The 17273-nt window shown below is 65.8% G+C and carries 15 protein-coding genes and 2 pseudogenes; 7 read left to right on the top strand and 10 right to left on the bottom strand.

Annotated elements, in window-relative coordinates; genetic code table 11:
* On the bottom strand, nt 1–531 hold the full coding sequence (gene msrB, locus WS95_RS27695) for a peptide-methionine (R)-S-oxide reductase MsrB (RefSeq protein WP_034209418.1): 531 nt from the start codon (nt 529–531) through the stop codon (nt 1–3).
* A gap of 271 nt (nt 532–802) precedes the next feature.
* On the opposite strand from msrB, the pseudogene WS95_RS27690 reads away from it, so the two are divergent.
* A pseudogene (locus WS95_RS27690) lies at nt 803–1159 on the top strand (LysR family substrate-binding domain-containing protein); the annotation flags it as partial.
* A 10-nt stretch (nt 1160–1169) separates the two neighbouring features.
* On the opposite strand, the gene WS95_RS27685 reads toward WS95_RS27690, so the two are convergent.
* The 3 genes from WS95_RS27685 to WS95_RS35925 form a co-directional block, all read right to left on the bottom strand.
* Nucleotides 1170–2375: an MFS transporter gene (locus WS95_RS27685; RefSeq protein WP_059827219.1), complete on the bottom strand. Its 1206-nt coding sequence runs from the start codon at nt 2373–2375 to the stop codon at nt 1170–1172.
* A 352-nt stretch (nt 2376–2727) separates the two neighbouring features.
* Nucleotides 2728–3006 (bottom strand): hypothetical protein, encoded by a 279-nt coding sequence (locus WS95_RS27680; RefSeq protein WP_059827217.1) that lies wholly within the window; start codon nt 3004–3006, stop codon nt 2728–2730.
* Nucleotides 3000–3686, bottom strand: coding sequence for a hypothetical protein (locus WS95_RS35925; RefSeq protein WP_257139957.1), 687 nt, complete (start codon nt 3684–3686; stop codon nt 3000–3002). The genes WS95_RS27680 and WS95_RS35925 overlap by 7 nt, the downstream gene beginning before the upstream one ends.
* 80 nt (nt 3687–3766) lie before the next feature.
* Here WS95_RS35925 and WS95_RS27675 point away from each other — a divergent pair, with 80 nt between their 5' ends.
* From WS95_RS27675 to WS95_RS27665, 3 genes are all read left to right on the top strand, one after another.
* Nucleotides 3767–4084, top strand: coding sequence for a co-chaperone GroES (locus WS95_RS27675; RefSeq protein WP_034209415.1), 318 nt, complete (start codon nt 3767–3769; stop codon nt 4082–4084).
* 80 nt (nt 4085–4164) lie between these two features.
* On the top strand, nt 4165–5787 hold the full coding sequence (groL, locus tag WS95_RS27670) for a chaperonin GroEL (protein WP_059827240.1): 1623 nt from the start codon (nt 4165–4167) through the stop codon (nt 5785–5787).
* A 117-nt stretch (nt 5788–5904) separates the two neighbouring features.
* A complete protein-coding gene (locus tag WS95_RS27665; protein WP_034209414.1) occupies nt 5905–6192 on the top strand; it encodes a hypothetical protein in 288 nt (95 codons plus the stop codon).
* 103 nt (nt 6193–6295) lie between these two features.
* Here the strand turns inward: WS95_RS27665 and WS95_RS27660 are convergent, their stop codons facing one another.
* From WS95_RS27660 to WS95_RS27650, 3 genes are all read right to left on the bottom strand, one after another.
* Nucleotides 6296–7201: a manganese catalase family protein gene (locus tag WS95_RS27660; protein ID WP_034209413.1), complete on the bottom strand. Its 906-nt coding sequence runs from the start codon at nt 7199–7201 to the stop codon at nt 6296–6298.
* A gap of 367 nt (nt 7202–7568) precedes the next feature.
* Complete coding sequence (locus WS95_RS27655) at nt 7569–7817, bottom strand: hypothetical protein (RefSeq protein ID WP_059827215.1); 249 nt, start codon at nt 7815–7817, stop codon at nt 7569–7571.
* Nucleotides 7814–8095, bottom strand: a complete 282-nt coding sequence (locus WS95_RS27650) for a hypothetical protein (protein ID WP_034209411.1) — start codon at nt 8093–8095, stop codon at nt 7814–7816. The genes WS95_RS27655 and WS95_RS27650 overlap by 4 nt, the downstream gene beginning before the upstream one ends.
* A gap of 481 nt (nt 8096–8576) precedes the next feature.
* Between WS95_RS27650 and WS95_RS27645 the strand changes: the two genes are divergently transcribed.
* Together WS95_RS27645 and WS95_RS27640 are read left to right on the top strand one after the other, a co-directional pair.
* Nucleotides 8577–12731: a CheR family methyltransferase gene (locus tag WS95_RS27645; protein ID WP_059827213.1), complete on the top strand. Its 4155-nt coding sequence runs from the start codon at nt 8577–8579 to the stop codon at nt 12729–12731.
* 163 nt (nt 12732–12894) lie between these two features.
* On the top strand, nt 12895–13899 hold the full coding sequence (locus WS95_RS27640) for a chemotaxis protein CheB (RefSeq protein ID WP_034209409.1): 1005 nt from the start codon (nt 12895–12897) through the stop codon (nt 13897–13899).
* Nucleotides 13900–13931: 32 nt separating this feature from the next.
* Here WS95_RS27640 and WS95_RS27635 read toward each other — a convergent pair whose 3' ends face one another.
* The 3 genes from WS95_RS27635 to WS95_RS27625 form a co-directional block, all read right to left on the bottom strand.
* Nucleotides 13932–15224, bottom strand: a complete 1293-nt coding sequence (locus WS95_RS27635) for an NRAMP family divalent metal transporter (protein ID WP_059827211.1) — start codon at nt 15222–15224, stop codon at nt 13932–13934.
* Between the two features lie 84 nt (nt 15225–15308).
* Complete coding sequence (locus WS95_RS27630) at nt 15309–15953, bottom strand: hypothetical protein (RefSeq protein ID WP_257139956.1); 645 nt, start codon at nt 15951–15953, stop codon at nt 15309–15311.
* Nucleotides 15886–16488 carry a TetR/AcrR family transcriptional regulator gene (locus WS95_RS27625; protein ID WP_059827209.1) on the bottom strand — a complete coding sequence of 201 codons (603 nt, stop codon included), beginning with the start codon at nt 16486–16488 and terminating at the stop codon, nt 15886–15888. The genes WS95_RS27630 and WS95_RS27625 overlap by 68 nt, the downstream gene beginning before the upstream one ends.
* Nucleotides 16489–16903: 415 nt before the next feature.
* Between WS95_RS27625 and WS95_RS27620 the strand changes: the two are divergent.
* Nucleotides 16904–17273, top strand: a pseudogene (locus tag WS95_RS27620) (SEL1-like repeat protein); the annotation flags it as partial.

Here is a 17273-nt window from a genome sequence, read left to right as displayed (position 1 = left end):
TCAGGCGGCGGCCGGGTGGAAGGCGAGCGCGACGCCGTTCATGCAGTAGCGCAGGCCGGTCGGCGCCGGGCCGTCGTCGAACACGTGGCCGAGATGGCCGCCGCAGCGGCGGCAGTGCACCTCGGTGCGGACCATCCCGAACGACGCGTCGGTGTCGGTGCCGACTGCGTGGTCGAGCGGTTTCCAGAAGCTCGGCCAGCCCGTATGACTGTCGAACTTGGTGGCCGACGAGAACAGCGCGAGGTCGCAGCCGGCGCACGCGAACGTGCCGTGCCGGTGCTCGTCGTTCAGCGGGCTGCTGAACGGCCGTTCGGTGCCGGCTTCGCGCAGGACCGTGTATTGGGCGGGCGTGAGCCGGCGATGCCATTCGGCGTCGCTGTGCGTGATCTCGAAAGGAGCGGCTTTGGGCGAGCCGGCCGGCGGCGCGGCGAACGCGCGGCCGACCAGCGCGCGGCGGCCGGCGGACGACAGCGCCGCGAGCGCGGCGAGGCCGGTGGCGCCGGCGAACAGCAGGTGTCTGCGGGTGGGCATGATGGGCTCCTGGAAGCGGGTCCTGAAAACATGCGCCCATCGTAGGTGGCGGCCGGTGTCGAAGTCCTCACGGAAAGTTAAATGAATCGTGATGATTGGCCGGCGTTCCGGTCAGGGCGGCTGAAATCCGTTCGAGCCATGTCCGGGAAGGGTTTGCGGGGAATCGACGGTCCGGCAACTTCCACGGAAATCCTGAGCGAACCGCAACTTTTTAGTGTCTTTTCAATGTTCGCGGTGTGGGTCGGCCCCTGCTTGGGATACGCGGGCCTGGGCGACAAGATCTCGATGTCCGGCAAGCAAACTCGTCAAGGAGAATTTCGTCACGTTCCCGGCGGGTTACGGTTCCGCGCTGAATGCGGCGCTCGAGGATCTGTGCGCCCAGGAGGGCGTTGCGCCGCAGATAGGGCCTACCGCATCGCAGATGACGACGCTGGTGTCGCTGGTGGCAGCGGAACGCGGCGTCGCCATCGTGCCCGGCTTCACGTCGACGCTACGACGCTCGGGCGTCGCCTACGTGCCGCTGGCGACGCCGCATGTTCTCGAGTTGGTCGTCACATGGTCCGAGCCGTTCTCGTCGACCTGCGTCGGGCAGTTCATCGAGTTCGTCAGGTCGGCCGCGGCCGGCTAGGTGCGGCCGGCTAGGCTTCCAGGCCCTTCTGCACGTACCACGACAACGGCAGTGTCAACAGCAGGATCGAGGCCAGCGCGAGCAGCGCGGTCGGGACGCCCGCGATGTCGCCGAGACGGCCGAAAAGCATCGGCGACAGCGCGCCGCCGCCGATCGTACCCGTATAGAACAACGCGAACGCCTGCTCGCGCTTGCCGACACCGGCCAGTTCCGGCACGACGCCATAGAGCACGGACGATGTTCCGTTCAGCGCCAGTCCAAGCAGCGGCAGCATCGCCATCATCGCGAAGAGCGGCGAGAACACGGCGAGCACGATCAGCAGCGACGTGGCGGACTCCGTGAGCCACACCGTCTTCATCATCCCGATGCGTGCGCCCAGATAGTCGCAGAACAGCTTGCCGAACGCACCGCCCACGAACAGCAACGTGACCGCTAGACCGATACCGGCCGTGCCGGCCCCCTTGCTTTTGAGCAGGAACGGCAGAAACGTCAGAAAGCCCATCCGCACGGCACTGTCGAGGGTGCCGGTCGCGAGCAGCGCACGCAAGCCGCCGGACGAACCGCTACCGGAGGCCGCTTTCGGCGTCTTGTCGCGTGCCGTGCGCGACGAGTCGCGCGACGGAATCAGCCACCACATCAGGCCCGCCGAAACCACGCCCAGCAGGCCGATCAGCGTGGCGCCGGTGCGCCACGTCACGACCGTCAACAGAAGGCCGATCAGGCCTGGTATCAGCGTCTTGCCGATGTCTCCGGAGAAGTTGTATTGGGCCAGCGCCTCCTTCACGCCTCCGCCTGCCTCGTAGGAATCGGTGACCATCGACGATGCCAGGGGATGCTGCGTGCTGGCGCCCAGGCCGCCCAGCGCCAGCGCGATCAGCAGTACCGTCAGCCCACCGGCCTGACCGGCGATCAGGTAGGCGATGCCCGCGAGGGCGGTCCCGGCCACCAGCATGCGCTCGCGCCCCCATCGTCGCGCTGCCTGGCTCGCAAGCAACTGAAAACTCGCCATCACGCCGGAATAGAGCCCGCGTAACAAGCCGATTTGAGCGTAATTGAGCGCGAACTGGGCCTGCCAGATCGGAAGCAGTACGTAAATGACGTCGGTCAGCCCGTCGTGTACGGCGTGCGCGCCGCAGGCGGCGATCAGCGAGCGACGACGGGACGGATCGGGGACATGCAGTGCCTCACGAGAGACTTCGCTTTTCAAATCGCTCATTTTGTTGATTATGTGCCGGATGTTGGTCGCGGTTCGCGATCATTCCCGGAGACCAAGCGGCGACGGAGTAGCGAGTTCGTCGAGATGGAAGTATCGCGAATTTGCCGCGGGCGATCGGCAAGTCAGACACGCCGATCCGTCCTTCCGGCTATCGACGATATCGACGTGCTCGCCGATTGCGGGCAGTGCCTGGCTACGCGTAGGAACGCGTCGATGATAAACCAGAACGTCCTCCGGTCGGCCTCGCGTGATTGGCCGGCGAGGCCGAGCCGTCGATCCGCTTCCACGAAGCGGAGGGAATGGTCCACCGCTGGCCTGGCGACGGCACCGCGCTGCTGCCCCGGCCCTCGCGTCATCTGGCCTCGTCCGAGAGCGACACGGGCGCCGCATGCCGACCGTCGCGCTCTGCCGTCGCGTCCTGGCTGCGGCGGAAACCGGTATCGGCCCCGAGCGCGTGGAGAATCGATCGGCCCTTCTTCGTCAGATATGCGCGCCGGCGGCCGGGAGCGGCATGTTCGAGCATGACGAGTTGGCGTTCGAGCAACGCATCGAGTTCGGCGCGATTCATGTCGAGCTGATCCGGCGCCTCGTACACCAGCATCAGCGTCGCGAATTCGTGCGGGCTCAGCATGGCCGCCTCCCGTCGCGCAGGGCACCGCCGCTGGCAGGCGTCGCGAAGAAAAACGAAATATGGTGCAGCGCGCGTCCACGGGTGGCGACTCGACGGCGCGGCAGCTTCGGTCGACCGATCGCGGCGGGTGGGTCGATGCGACGTAACGCGAGCGGCTTGCGCGCGGCGCGTACTCGGGCACCGATCGGCGCGAAGCGACCGTTGCCGTTGCGCGCGACCCGCAGGCCGGCCGACAGACCCGCGACGACGCGGACGACGCGTCGTGGCCGGCGGCCGCCTTCCGTCAGTCGATCGGAGGTGAGGAAAGGATCGTTCATGATTCGCTCCCGGTTGGACCTCGCACGGAGGACGAACCGGACCACGCGCTCCAGTTCGTCGATCCGCGAGAGGCCTCGCTGACAAACAAATCGAAACACGCAGCGCGTAAGCCGCGGCTGCTTGAGCGATACCAAAATAGGATGGCAAGCGCGGATTTCAAGCGCCGTTTTGCGACGATTCGCGCGGCCCGGCGCGGCGACCGTCGAGGCCGCACAGGCGCTCGTCGCGCGGCATCGCGAGACGCGCGGCGGCCGGACGAGCGCGGTTTTCGGCTTGAAACATTTTGTTACATATGCGCTTTCGTCGCCCTCTTGAAGCGCGCTTGCCGCGCCACTATTTCGCTTTTCGCCAATCGATGGCACGCCGGCGCGCCGCAGCCTTCGCGCGTGCAGGTGCTGGCGGATTCCCTTTTCCAGGTGATCTCATCGCTCAGGAGATGAAAATGCAGATTCGTCCCCTCTACGACCGGGTTATCGTCAAGCGAATCGAACAGCAACGGACGACAGCCTCCGGCATCGTGATTCCCGATTCGGCGGCCGAACGGCCCGAGCAGGGTGAAGTGATTGCGGTCGGCAGCGGCCGGCTGCTCCAGGACGGCTCGCAGCGCCCGCTGCAGCTCCAGGTCGGCGACCAGGTTCTCTTCGGCAAATATGCAGGCCAGACCGTGAAGGTGAACGGCGAGGAACTGCTCGTGATGCGCGAAGAGGACGTCATGGGCGTACTCGAACCCGAATCTCAGGCTGCCAGGAAAGCGGCCTGAATACCGATTCGACCGCGTCGCACGGGTAGGTGCCCGATGCGCGCGGCATCTCGTTCAACGACTGTATCCGGAGCAAGAAAATGACCGTAAAAGACGTGAAATTCCGCGATGGCGCCCGCCAGCAGATCGTCAAGGGCGTGAACGTGCTGGCCGACGCGGTGAAGGTGACGCTCGGCCCGAAGGGCCGCAACGTCGTGATCGAACGCAGCTTCGGCGCGCCCGTGATCACGAAGGACGGCGTGTCGGTCGCGAAGGAAATCGAGCTGAAGGACCGCTTCGAGAACATGGGCGCGCAGATCGTCAAGCAGGTCGCGTCCAAGACGGCCGACGTGGCCGGCGACGGGACGACCACCGCCACCGTGCTCGCGCAGGCGATCGTGCAGGAAGGCATGAAGCACGTCGCCGTCGGCATGAACCCGATGGATCTGAAGCGCGGCATCGACAAGGCCGTCGGCGCGGTGCTCGACGAGCTGCGCAAGCTGTCCCGGCCGATTTCGACGCACAAGGAAATCGCGCAGGTCGGCGCGATTTCCGCGAACTCGGACGATGCGATCGGCAAGATCATCGCCGACGCGATGGAGAAAGTGGGCAAGGACGGCGTGATCACCGTCGAGGACGGCAAGTCGCTGGAGAACGAACTCGACGTGGTCGAAGGCATGCAGTTCGATCGCGGTTACGTGAGCCCGTATTTCATCAACGATCCGGCGAAGCAGGCGGCCTATCTCGACGATGCGCTGATTCTGCTGCACGACAAGAAGATTTCCAGTGTCCGCGACCTGCTGCCGATTCTCGAAGCGGCGTCCAAGGCCGGCAAGCCGCTGCTGATCGTCGCCGAGGATGTCGAGGCCGAAGCGCTCGCGACGCTCGTCGTGAATTCGATGCGCGGCATCCTGAAGGTCGCCGCCGTCAAGGCGCCGGGTTTCGGCGACCGGCGCAAGGCCATGCTGGAGGATCTCGCGATCCTGACCGGTGCGACGGTCATCTCGGAGGAAACCGGCAAGCAGCTCGACAAGGCCACGCTCGAGGATCTTGGCAGTGCGAAGCGTGTGGAGGTGCGCAAGGACGATACGATCATCATCGACGGCGCGGGCGACGCGGCGCGCATCGACGCGCGCGTGAAGTCGATTCGCGTGCAGATCGACGAAGCGACGAGCGACTACGATCGCGAGAAGCTGCAGGAGCGTGTCGCGAAACTCGCGGGCGGCGTGGCGGTGATCAAGGTCGGCGCGGTCACCGAGGTCGAAATGAAGGAGAAGAAGGATCGCGTCGACGATGCGCTGCATGCGACGCGCGCCGCGGTCGAGGAGGGCATCGTGCCGGGCGGCGGCGTCGCGCTGCTGCGTGCGCGCGCGGCGCTGTCGGACATCCGGGGCGCGAATGCGGATCAGGACGCCGGCATCCGGATCGTGCTGCGCGCGCTGGAGGCGCCGCTGCGCATCATCGCGGCCAATGCGGGCGACGAACCGTCGGTCGTGGTCTCGAAGGTGCTCGAAGGCACCGGGAACTTCGGCTACAACGCGGCGACCGGCGAGTACGGCGATCTGGTGGACGCGGGCGTGGTCGACCCGACCAAGGTCACGCGTACCGCGCTGCAGAACGCCGCGTCGATCGCGAGCCTCGTGCTGACGACCGATGCGACCGTCGCGCAAGCGCCGAAAGAAGACGGCGCCGAGCCGGCTCCCGCGCCCGAACTCGGCTACTGACCTGCATCGCAGGCTCGCCTGCGATCGTCGCACAGCCGCTGGCCGGAGCGGCTTTTCCCGGCGCGCGCGACAACGGGGGGGGCGCCGCGCCGCCTTTTCATGTTTGCGAAACCGACCATGAAGCTCGAACTTTCGATCGATTCCAGGCCGCTGCACGTCGAACTCGACGACGTCATCGCCGGCCTGCTCGCCGCGCGGCTCGGCCTGCCGCCGGAAGGCGATCATCGCGTCGCGATCGGCCGCTATCTGGGCGACGCGGCCGGGCCGTGGACGCTGGATGACGATCATATGCGCAAGCGCGTGATGCGCCGCCTGATCCTCGACATCGCCGATCCGACGCTGGTCATCCAGTACCTGATGGCCGATCAGACGGACCAGACCGGGCCCGGCGAAGCAGGCGAGTGACGCACGCCGAACGCGCGTTCGCCCGTCCGACGACGCATCCGGCGCGCCTCCTGTTGCTGCGCCGGCGCGTCGGCATCGCCGTCTCGCGCCGGGAAGCCGCGACTCAGGCGCCGTCCGGCTTGCCCGGCTTGCGGCCCTGGGGAGCCGGCGGACCCGCGCCGAGCTCGGCACCCGTCACCGGGTCGCTGTCCGGATCGGATGCGAGTCGCTGCGCCATCGCCTCGATGGCGTCCGCTTGCTGCGCGTCGAGCATGCCTTCCGCAATGCCGCTGCCGCCGTCGACCGCGGGTTCGGCGGGGCGGATTTCAAGTTCGCCGCCGTGGTTCCATGGCCCGACCAGCGGCGCCGCGTCCGGCTGCATCCGGAAGTACACGTGATCGTACGGCGCCTTCGGCGGCAGCTTGCCCGGCGGGAAGTTCGCGGTGATCGCGTACAGCGCTTTCTCGAACGACATCTGGTGCGACACCTCGCGCGTCATCAGGAAGCCGAGCGCGTCGCGGATATCCGGATCGTCGGTCACGTTGATGAGCCGCTCGTAGATGATCTTCGCGCGTGCTTCGGCCGCGATGTTCGAGCGCAGGTCCGCCGTCGGTTCGCCGATCGTGTCGATGTACGCGGCCGACCACGGGACGCCGCCCGAATTGGTCAACGGTGCGCCCGCGCCGTACAGCACCTGCGTCACGTGGCTGTCGTTGCCCGCGCCGTGCAGCTTGCGGTACAGCTCGGCCTGTTCGTCGACCGCTTCCGCCAGCTCGCCCTTGGCGCCGCGATTCAGCATCGCGGCCATCGAGCCGATCACTTCGAGGTGGCTCAGCTCCTCGGTGGCGATGTCGAGCAGCATGTCCTTGCGGCCGGGATCCTCTTCGGTGATCGCCTGCGTGAAATAGCGCATCGCGGCGGCGAGCTCGCCCTGCGGGCCGCCGAACTGCTCGAGCAGCAGGTTGGCGAGTCCGGGATTCGGCGCGCCCACGCGCACCGTGTACTGAAGCCGTGTGTTGTGGATGAACATGGCATCTCCGTTGAAAGGGTTGCGCGACATTCGCCCGGTGGAAACAGCATGAATCGATCCCATGGTCGGCCGACGATACCGGGCATGCGCGATGCCGGCCGATGGGGGCCGCGACAGGTGTGGCATTTCGTGGGTGCTGGTGCGGTTCGTCGTGCGGCACGCGTGCATCGTGCCGACTGGCGAGAGTCGGCGCGGACATGGACCCGCGCCGGGCGACGAAGCAGCGATCGTGCGATCGGCTCGCGACGGGCAGCGTCTCGCGGGCGACGCTGCCTGCCCCCGATGCAAGGCGCCGCATGCGAACACGGCAGTGACGGCGGCGACCCGGGCGCGCGTCGCGTGACCCGCGGTCGGCGTCGCCGGATTTTCAAGCGGTTGTCATTTCGGCTGCATAGGCCGTGTCACGCCGGCGCGTGACGTGCGTTTCGTGAATGGCGACGCGCGGCGACGGACATCCCGTGTTGCTGGCCGGGCCGATCGGCGCGATGGCGTTGCGGTTGGGCTGCACCTGAATGGCCGGAGCGTCAGCGTCCGGACGATCGTGGCAGGCCATGTTCTCCGCGATGACGCGCGAACCGGATGACGCCAGGCGCGCGCCGGCCGGCATGCCGGTCATCTTGCTTTCAGCATTTCGTCGGCGAGCCGATAGGCGCTGACCGCGCGCTTCAATTCGTAGTCGGCGATCGTCGACACGTTGCGCCCGGCGTCACGCGACAGCAAGCCCTGCAGCGCGGCGGCGGCGAAGAAATCGCGCAGGTCCGGCGTCGCGGATTTCGGCTCGGGCGGAGCGGCTTCGACGATCGGCCCCGCTTTCCAGAAAACGGGCGACGGCGTGGCTGCCTTGGAGACGGCGGCGGTTTGCTTGATGCTCACATCCTGGGAAAACGGCGTCATTTCTTCCCCTTCGATCAAGTATCTGTTGGCGAAGCAGCGTAACGTCCCCGATTGCGCAGGCGAGCATCGTTTCGTGTAGTTCCTGAGCGGTACTAACCGCTTGATCGACGCGAATATTCGCCGGTAATACGGCATCCGTCAAAGGAAATAAATTGAATTCGACGGGCCGACGCACGAGCATGATTCGTTCCCGCTGGCGATCGATGGGAAGCATCGCGTTTCGCCAACCGATGTGGATGGTATGTCGGCACGAATGACGCCCCGGTGACACACCCGTGTGCGGGCGTGACGCTCCCTGCATGAGGATTGCAAGCCTTCCGTCAGGCGCTCGGTCGCGCTTGCCGGTGCCGTACAATCGCAGATGAAAGCTCAGGGGGAAGTATCACGCGCGGGATCGTGGCGCGACCGGACGAGCGCGACGCGACCCGGCACCGATCGGCGCCAGGCACACGATGTTCCGCAACACCATCAGGAGAATTCAATGGCACGGCAAGCGCCTGCGCACAAGGAGCGACCTCTGTCGCCCGCGACGTTGAAGAGCGATCTGTCGTTTCCGGTCGTGGGCATCGGTGCGTCGGCAGGCGGTACGATGGCCTTGCAGACCTTTTTCGAGAGCGCGCCGACGGGCATGGACATGGCGTTCGTCGTCGTCGTCCATCTCGCGCCGGAACAGGTCAGTCATATGGACACGGTCCTGCAGCGCACGACGGGCATGTCGGTGCATCAGGTGACGTCCACGGTACCGATCGAGAAAAACCACATCTATGTGATCGCACCGGGCATGCAGCTCGAGATGTCGGACGGTTGCCTTCGTTGCCGCAGCCGGGACCCGTCCGACGAGATTCCGTTCACGATCGATCACTTCTTTCGGACGCTGGCGGACGCGCACGACTGGCGCGCGATCGGCATCGTGATGTCCGGCACCGGCTCCGACGGCGCAGCGGGCTTGAGCCGCATCAAGGAGGCGGGCGGCATTACGCTCGCGCAGACGCCGGACGACGCCGAGCACGCGGAGATGCCGCAGCACGCGATTGCAATGGCCCGCGTCGATATCGTGCTGCCGGCGGCCGAGATGCCGCAACGGTTGCTCGAACTCTGGTCGAATGCGCGCCGCATCGAACAGCAGAGCCTCGAATTCGCGCAATCGCTGCACCACGTCGATCGGCCGACGATCAACGATCCCGAACGCGCGCTCTCCGACATTCTGATGCACCTGAGGGTACGCACGGGCCACGATTTCAGGCTGTACAAGCGGGCGACCGTGCTGCGGCGTATCGAGCGGCGTATGCAGGTCAACGGCCAGCGCGATCTCCTCGCGTACCGGGATTTCCTGCGGGCCACGCCGGAAGAAGCGAACGCGCTGCTGGCTGACATGCTGATCGGCGTGACCCAGTTCTTCCGCGATCGAGAAGCCTTCGATTTCCTCGAACGGGAAGTGATCGGCTCGTTGTTCGCGTCGGAGTCCGGCGAGGAGCAGGTACGCGTGTGGGTGGCCGGATGCGCGACGGGCGAGGAGGCGTACTCGATCTCGCTGCTGCTGGCGCGGGCGCGCGAGGCCGCGATGTCGAGCCAGGCCATCCAGGTCTTCGCGACCGATATCGACGAAGCGGCGATCGTCCGCGCGCGGACCGGTTCCTACCCGCTGTCGATCGCGAGCGATGTGCCCGCTCCGCTGCTGCAGCGGTATTTCACGCGGGAAGGCGCGCACTACGTGATCGCGAAGGCGGTGCGCGAACGCATCCTGTTCGCGGCGCACAGCCTGCTGCGCGATCCACCGTTCTCGCATCTCGACCTGATCTCGTGCCGCAACGTGCTGATCTATCTCGAGCGGGCGGTGCAGCGGCAAATCCTGGAGTTGTTCCATTTCGCGTTGCGCCCCAACGGCTACCTGTTTCTCGGCACCGCGGAATCGGCCGATGCGGCGGACGATCTGTTTGCCGTCGTGGACAAGAAACGCCGGATCTACCGCGCACGCGTCGTCACGCATCGCGCGAAGCCGGCCACGGGCTTTCCGCCGCTGTTCCAGGTCGAATCCGGCGCATCCGACGAACGGGCCGCGCCGCAGCCGCCGTTGCGGGTGCCGGCCAGCCCGGCACAGCGCAACTTCTCCTATTCGGAGCTCCATCAGCGCGCGCTCGAAACGTATTCGCCGCCGAGCGTCATCATCGACAAGGAATCGAACGTCGTTCATCTGTCGGATAACGCCGGCCGGTTCCTGCGGCACGTCGGCGGCGAACTGTCGAGCAACATCATGACGCTGGTGCTGCCGGATCTGCGGCTCGATCTGCGCACCGCGATTTTCCGTGCGCTGCAAACGGGCACGAGCGTGGAGGCGCGCCGGGTGAAGTGGGCGCACGACGCCCGCGTGTCGTGGATCAACATGACGGTCAGGCCGTTTCACGACAAGGTCGCGAATGCGGAATTCCTGCTCATCGTGTTCGACGAGGTGGCCGGCCGCATGACCGAGGAGGATCAGGTCGAGACGAGCGGGCAGGATCCGGTTCTGGCCCAGCTCGAACAGGAGCTGCAGCACAGCCGCGAGCAACTTGCGACGATCATCGAGCAGTACGAAACGTCCGTCGAGGAATTGAAGGCGTCGAACGAGGAGCTGCAGGCGATCAACGAAGAGCTGCGCTCCACGAGCGAGGAACTGGAAAGCAGCAAGGAGGAACTGCAGTCGGTCAACGAGGAGTTGACGACGGCCAACGCCGAAATGCAGGCAAGGATCGAAGACACCGCGAAAGCGAACGACGACCTCCACAACATCATCGCGTCGAGCGAGATCGCGACCGTGTTCGTCGACAAGGAAATCCGGGTCAAGCGGTTTACGCCCAATGCCACCGCGATTTTCAACCTGATCGATACGGACCTGGGCAGATCGCTATTTCACATTACTCACGCACTGCGGTATCCGACGCTGGCCGACGATGTCCGGCAGTCGTTTCAGTCGCTGCGGTTGATCGAGCGCGAGATCGAGAGCGAGGCCGGCCGGTGGTATCTGATGCGGTTGCTGCCCTACCGGACGGCGGACGATCACATCGACGGCGCGGTGATCACGCTGATCGACATCACCGACCGGCATCACGCGGAAGAGGCGGCGCGGGCGGGCGAGCAGCGCCTGCGTCTGGTCGCGCAATCGACCAAGGACTACGCGATCATCATCCAGGACGGCAACGGGTCCATCGTGAGCTGGAACGCCGGTGCGGAACGCATATTCGGCTATACGGAAGAAGAGATGATCGGCCAGGACGTCGAGCTGATCTACGAGCCGAGCGACCGGCAGGCGCTCGTGCCGATGCGCGAGCGCGACATCGCGACCCGCGAAGGGCGCGCGGACGACGAACGCTGGCACCGGACCAAGGACGGGCGACGGATTTTCTGTAGCGGCGTCGTCACGCCGATTTCGGATACGTCGTTCAACGGCTTCGCGAAGATCGTGCGCGACATGACGCTGCGCAAGCAGAGCGACGACGCGAACCGCGAAGCACTCGCGCGGGAACAGGCGGCCCGCGAGCAGGCGCTCAGTTCGAATCAGCTGAAGGACGAGTTCATTGCGGTGCTGTCCCACGAGCTGAGGCATCCGCTCAACCTGATCGGCGTCAAGTCGGAAATGCTGCCGCGCCTGCCGGAGACGCGCGACATTCCCGCCGTGCGCGAAGCCGCGGATTCGATTCGGCAGGCCGTGCGCGCACAGGCGCAGATCATCGACGACCTGCTCGATCTGTCGCGCATCCAGACCGGCAAGCTCGCGCTCGAGTTGGGCCGGGTCGACCTGACGGCGATGTTGCGCAGCATCACGGATACCTGCGAGGTCGACGTGCACGCACGCGGCCTGGTCTTGCAAACGGAGCTGCCGACGGAGCCGGCCATCGCGCTGGCCGATCCGGTGCGATGCGAGCAGATTTTCTGGAACCTGATGTCCAACGCGCTCAAGTACACGCAACCGCACGGCCAGATCATCGTGCGTCTCGTGCATGAGGGCAAGATGCTGCGCGTCGACGTGATCGACGACGGGCAGGGGATCGACGGAGATACGCTTCCGCATGTCTTCGACATGTTCCGGCAGGCGCCGCGGGACAGGACGCGGGGCGGTCTCGGCATCGGGCTGGCGCTGGTTCGGCAACTCGTCGAAATGCACGGCGGCCGGATCGCCGCGATGTCCGATGGCCCGGGGGCCGGCACCACGATGACGGTATGGCTGCCAGCCGCATCGACCGAGCGCACGGCGTCTGCGGGCAGCGGCGTGCCGGACGGGAATATCGCCGGCCTGCGCGTGCTGCTGGTCGAGGACGATCAGGAGACGGCGATGTCGCTCACCGCGCTGCTGGAGCTGGCGGGGGCGGAGGTCCAGGCCGCGAAAAGCGGAGCCGCGGCGTTGACGATGCTGCAGGAGGCGCCCGTCGACGCGATCGTGTCCGACATCGGGCTTCCCGACATGGATGGCTACGAGTTGCTTCGGCGGATCAAGGCCGATCCCCGGTGGGCCACGCTCCGGACCGTTGCGCTGACCGGCCGCAATCGCCTGGACGATGTCCGGGCCGCGACGGAGGCCGGTTTCGACAGCCATCTGTCGAAACCGCTCGATTTCGGGATGTTGCTCGCGGTACTCGGCGACACGCGTCGCGATACCCGATGACGGCCGACGGCCCGTGCGTGCGTCGCGGGTCGTTCGGGCGTGGCTCGCCGCCGCGGCATGTGCGGCAATCGCCATTCGACCCGCATTGCGCCGGCTGCGTTCGCCAGTGACGGAATCGCGGTTCAGGCACCCGATTTGCGGCTGTGTCCGCAAAGGGGGGGCTATGGATCGTCGAGATATCGTCGTAGTCGCATCGTCCAGGGGCGGGCTCCCGGTTCTCCGGACCCTCGTGGCGGGCATCGCCGCGGATTTTCCGGTGCCGATTTGCATCGTGCAGCACATTGGTCGACATCAGACGATTCTGCCCGAGCTGTTGTCGCGATGGAGCGCGCTGGATGCACGCGAGGCGCGACACGGGCAACCGCCACAGGCCGGCAGAATTTACGTGGCCCCGCCCGACAGACACATGATCGTGCGCGGCGGCAATCTCTGGCTGCTCGATACGGCCGCCGAGAACTTCACCCGGCCGGCTGCCGATCCGCTGTTCCGGTCTGCCGCCCGAGAATACGGGCCCGGTGCGATCGGCGTGGTGCTCAGCGGCGACCTCGATGATGGCGCGGCCGGCCTGGCGGCGATTCGCGCCCGGGGCGGGTACGGTATCGTTCAGGATCCCGACGAATGTGAAGCACCGTCGATGCCGCGCAGCGCACTGGCCGCGGCGGGCGCCGATATGGTCGCAAGGGCCGGAGAACTGCCGCAGGCCATTCATGCAGCGGTCTACGGCGCACGTGTGAAGGAGCGGCGAAAGATGGCGGACTTGCGCGACCTGGACCACGAGAGCCGGATTGCTGAGGAGGGCCTCGTCGAGCCCGGGCGGCTTGACGAAATCGGCACGCGTTCGGCGCTCACGTGCCCTACTTGTAACGGCGTGCTCTGGCGCATACGCGACGATCGTCCGTTGCGGTACCGATGCCATACCGGGCATGCGTTCTCCGCGCTTTCTCTCGACGACGCGGAAGCCCAGAAAGCGGAGGATGCGATCTGGGGGGCGATCCGTGCGGTTCACGAGCGCATGATCTTTGCGCGCGAGCGCCAGGAATGGGCGCGCCGAACCGGCAACGCCGAGGACGTCGCGATCGAACAGATCCGCATCGACGAGAACCAGCGGCTCGCTGACGTGCTGCGCGATGCGGTCGGCGCTTCGCTGGGCGGGGGCGAGCCGGACTGAGCAGCGGCTCGCGGCCTCCGCGCCGCGAGTATTTATCCCGGCACGAACACACCCATCGCCGCGATCGCCATCGCGAGCGTCGCGATCCATCCTCCCCACGCAAGCGGGCCTCTGACGGCAAACTCGCCCATGACTCGCTTGCTTCCCGCCATCAGCATCATCACGACCATGATCGGAACGGCGCTCACCCCATTGATGACAGCGCTCCAGTAAAGCGCGCGGATCGGGTCGAAATGCATGAACGTGAACGCGATTCCGCCGACGATCGCCAACACGATCACCGCATAGAATTCGGGCGCGACGCCCAACTGCAGCGCGAGACTGTTGCGCCAGCGAAACGTGCCGGCCGCCGCATAGGCGGCCGATCCCGCGAGCACCGGCAGCGCGAGCAAGCCGGTGCCGACGATGCCGAGCGCGAACAGCACGTACGCGAAGTGACCGGCAAGCGGCTCGAGCGCCCGCGCGGCGTCCGCCGACGTCTTGACGTCGATGTGATGCGCGTTGAGCGTGGCCGCTGCCGTCAGCACGATGAAGAATGCAATCACGTTCGAGACGCCCATGCCGAACCACGTATCGAAGCTGATCCGGCGCAACTGCGCGGGCGCCTGGCCCGGCGTGCGTCGCAGCGGCCGCTGGTTCGGCGCGGCGCGCAATTCCTCGACCTCCTGGGACGCCTGCCAGAAAAACAGATACGGGCTGATGGTCGTGCCGAGCACGGCGACGACCGTGGTCAGATAGGCGGCGCTCAGTTGCGCATGCGGCATCACGATCGCGCGACCGACCTCGGCCCAGTCGACGGGCACGATGAGGGCGACCGCGACATACGCCAGCAGCGTCAGCGCCGTCCATTTGAGCAATCGCGCGTAGCGGTCGTACGGAACGAAAACCTGCAGCACGACCGACACGCCGCCGAGGCACACGATGTAGGGCTGTTGCGGGCCGGGCAGCAACAAATTGACTGCCGCGCCCATGGCCGACAAATCGGCCGCGATGTTGATCACGTTGGCCGTGATCAGCAGCACGACCGTCGCGTACAGCAGCCATTGCGGGTAGTGCGTGCGCATGTTGGATGCGAGACCCTTGCCCGTCACGCGGCCGATGCGTGCGCTGACCAACTGGATGGCCGTCATCAGCGGGTACGTCAACAACAACGCCCACAGCAGTTCGAAGCCGAACTGCGCGCCCGCCTGCGAGTACGTGCCGATGCCGGAAGGATCGTCGTCGGCGGCGCCGGTGATCAGGCCGGGGCCGAGGCTGCGGACCCACGTGACGGCGTTCGGGGCCGGCTCCGTCGGCTCGGGCTGAAGCAAATCGTTGTCGTTCATGATGGCGCGCCTCCCGAGGAGTGCAGCAGGCGCAATCGCCGTGCCCGCTTCACAGGTGTCTCGCGCGGGCGGCGCAGGCGGGCGTTACGGTCCGTTCGGCGTCGCCGTGTTGCCCGCGTCGACCTTGATTGTCTGTTCCTTCGATACCAGCCGGCCGCCGACCATGCTTCCGCCGCCGAGGCGCAACTTCAGGAGCGCCGGTTCGTTTGCATCGAGTCCCGACAGATAATCCAGGCCGTACAATCCCGCGCGATCATGGAACGGGATGAACCAGGAAGAGCAGAACGCCGACGTGGGAATCGGGCACCGGGTGTGGATGTCGAGCCGCCGGGCAGAGAACGGATAGTCTTCGATATCGGTTGCGCTCACATCGAATCGCTTTTGGATGGTGAGCGGCGTGACGGTGTAGCGGAGGTAGACGTGGTGGGCCCACAGCGTATTGTCGAACGACGCCAGATCTTCGGCGGTGTACGCAACGATCGTGAGGCCGTTCCGGTCCCGGTGCTGGATTTCGTATCGGCTGACATCTATCGACTTGCAGCCGGCACACGCGATTGCCGCACCCAGCGCGAAACAGATCAAACGCATCCGGTCATGCATGTCGTCCTCCCGCGCCTCGCGGTTTCGGTTCGCCTGCAATACGATGATGCGCGACGTGGCGTTACGTCCGGCTACCTGCACCGTCGGCGGCCGAGACCGTTGCGTGCATCGCCTGGTCGAGAAGGGCATGCGCGGCTTGCCACGCGCGCGCGGCCGCGGCGGAGTCGTTGAACGCCCGCGCTTCGACCGTGGCGCCGTCCAGCAGCATCATGAAGACGGTCGCCAGCCGGTTTGCGGTTTCGGCCGGCACGAGCGCTTCGATCAGTTCGGCGATCCATTCGACCATCTTGCGACGATAGCGGATCGCGACATCCGAGATCGGCGCATAAGCGGTGCCGAATTCGGCCAGCGCACGCTCGAACAGGCAGCCGGCAAATTCAGGTGTCCTGAACCAGGCTGCGTACCAGTCGAAGATGGTCTTGACGCGCTCGACCGGATCGACGACGTGCTGCAATTGCGCGGCGATGCTGCCGACGATCAGGTCGTAGCGCTGCACCAGCACTTCGCGGATCAGCTCGTCCTTGCTCGCGAAATGCCGGTACAGCGTCATTCGGGCGACACCGGAATCGTCGATGATCCAGTCGACGCCCACCGGGTGGAATCCGTGCCTGGAGAACAGTTCGGTCGCTTTGTCTACCACCAGTTGGCGTTTGTTGGCTCGCACGAACGGCTTCCTCCTCGATATTTCAACGGCATAGACCGATTATTCTAGCATCATGCCGGTCGATGAAATCGGCTTCCCGGCTCTGTTTGACGGCAGTTCTGCCCCGCCAGTCTTCGCTGACGAGGCGGTTATCGAGTCGTCTTGACTATTGGATAGACCGATATGTATCATTTGAGCCCAGAAAGCAGCGATCGATATTGAGTGGATTAAAGAGACAGAACGGGGGCAGGTTCCCGCGAGCAGTTTTCCGCCGTATCAGCCGCTGCAACGATGTTTCAAGACGAAAAGAGAACCTGAGAGAACCTTGGTACGCGGGCCCGCGGACGATGTTCGCCGCACCCCGCACCGGCCGGGGCATGCTCGCGGGCGAGCGCGCGAAGCAATACGGCGCCAATGAAACGTGAGGAAAATACCCATGTATCGCCGTTTACTCGCACCGGGGCTGCTGTTGCTGTTGGCCGCGTGCGCGCAGGATCCGTCGGTCACCGCCGGCACGGTACGGATCTGCGACGACACCGGGTGTTCCGATCGCCCTAAAGATCAGGTCTCCTATCAAAAAAAGGACGATGCGGAAGACCGCGAGGACCCGCGCATCGCCGCGCTCAAGCAAACCGCGAAGACCCAGCCGAAGGCCGCCTACGACCTCGGCCTGCGCTATTTCCGCGGCGACGGCGTGCGCCAGGACAGCTACCAGGCGCTCAAGTGGATGCGCGAGGCCGCCGAACGCGGCGACCTGAACGCGCAGAAGGCGCTCGGCAGTTTCTACCTGTTCGGCCTCGAGGAAA

It is taken from the genome of Burkholderia sp. MSMB1826 (assembly GCF_001526325.1).
Taxonomy (GTDB): domain Bacteria; phylum Pseudomonadota; class Gammaproteobacteria; order Burkholderiales; family Burkholderiaceae; genus Burkholderia.
This window is presented reverse-complemented; position numbering and strand designations above follow the sequence as displayed.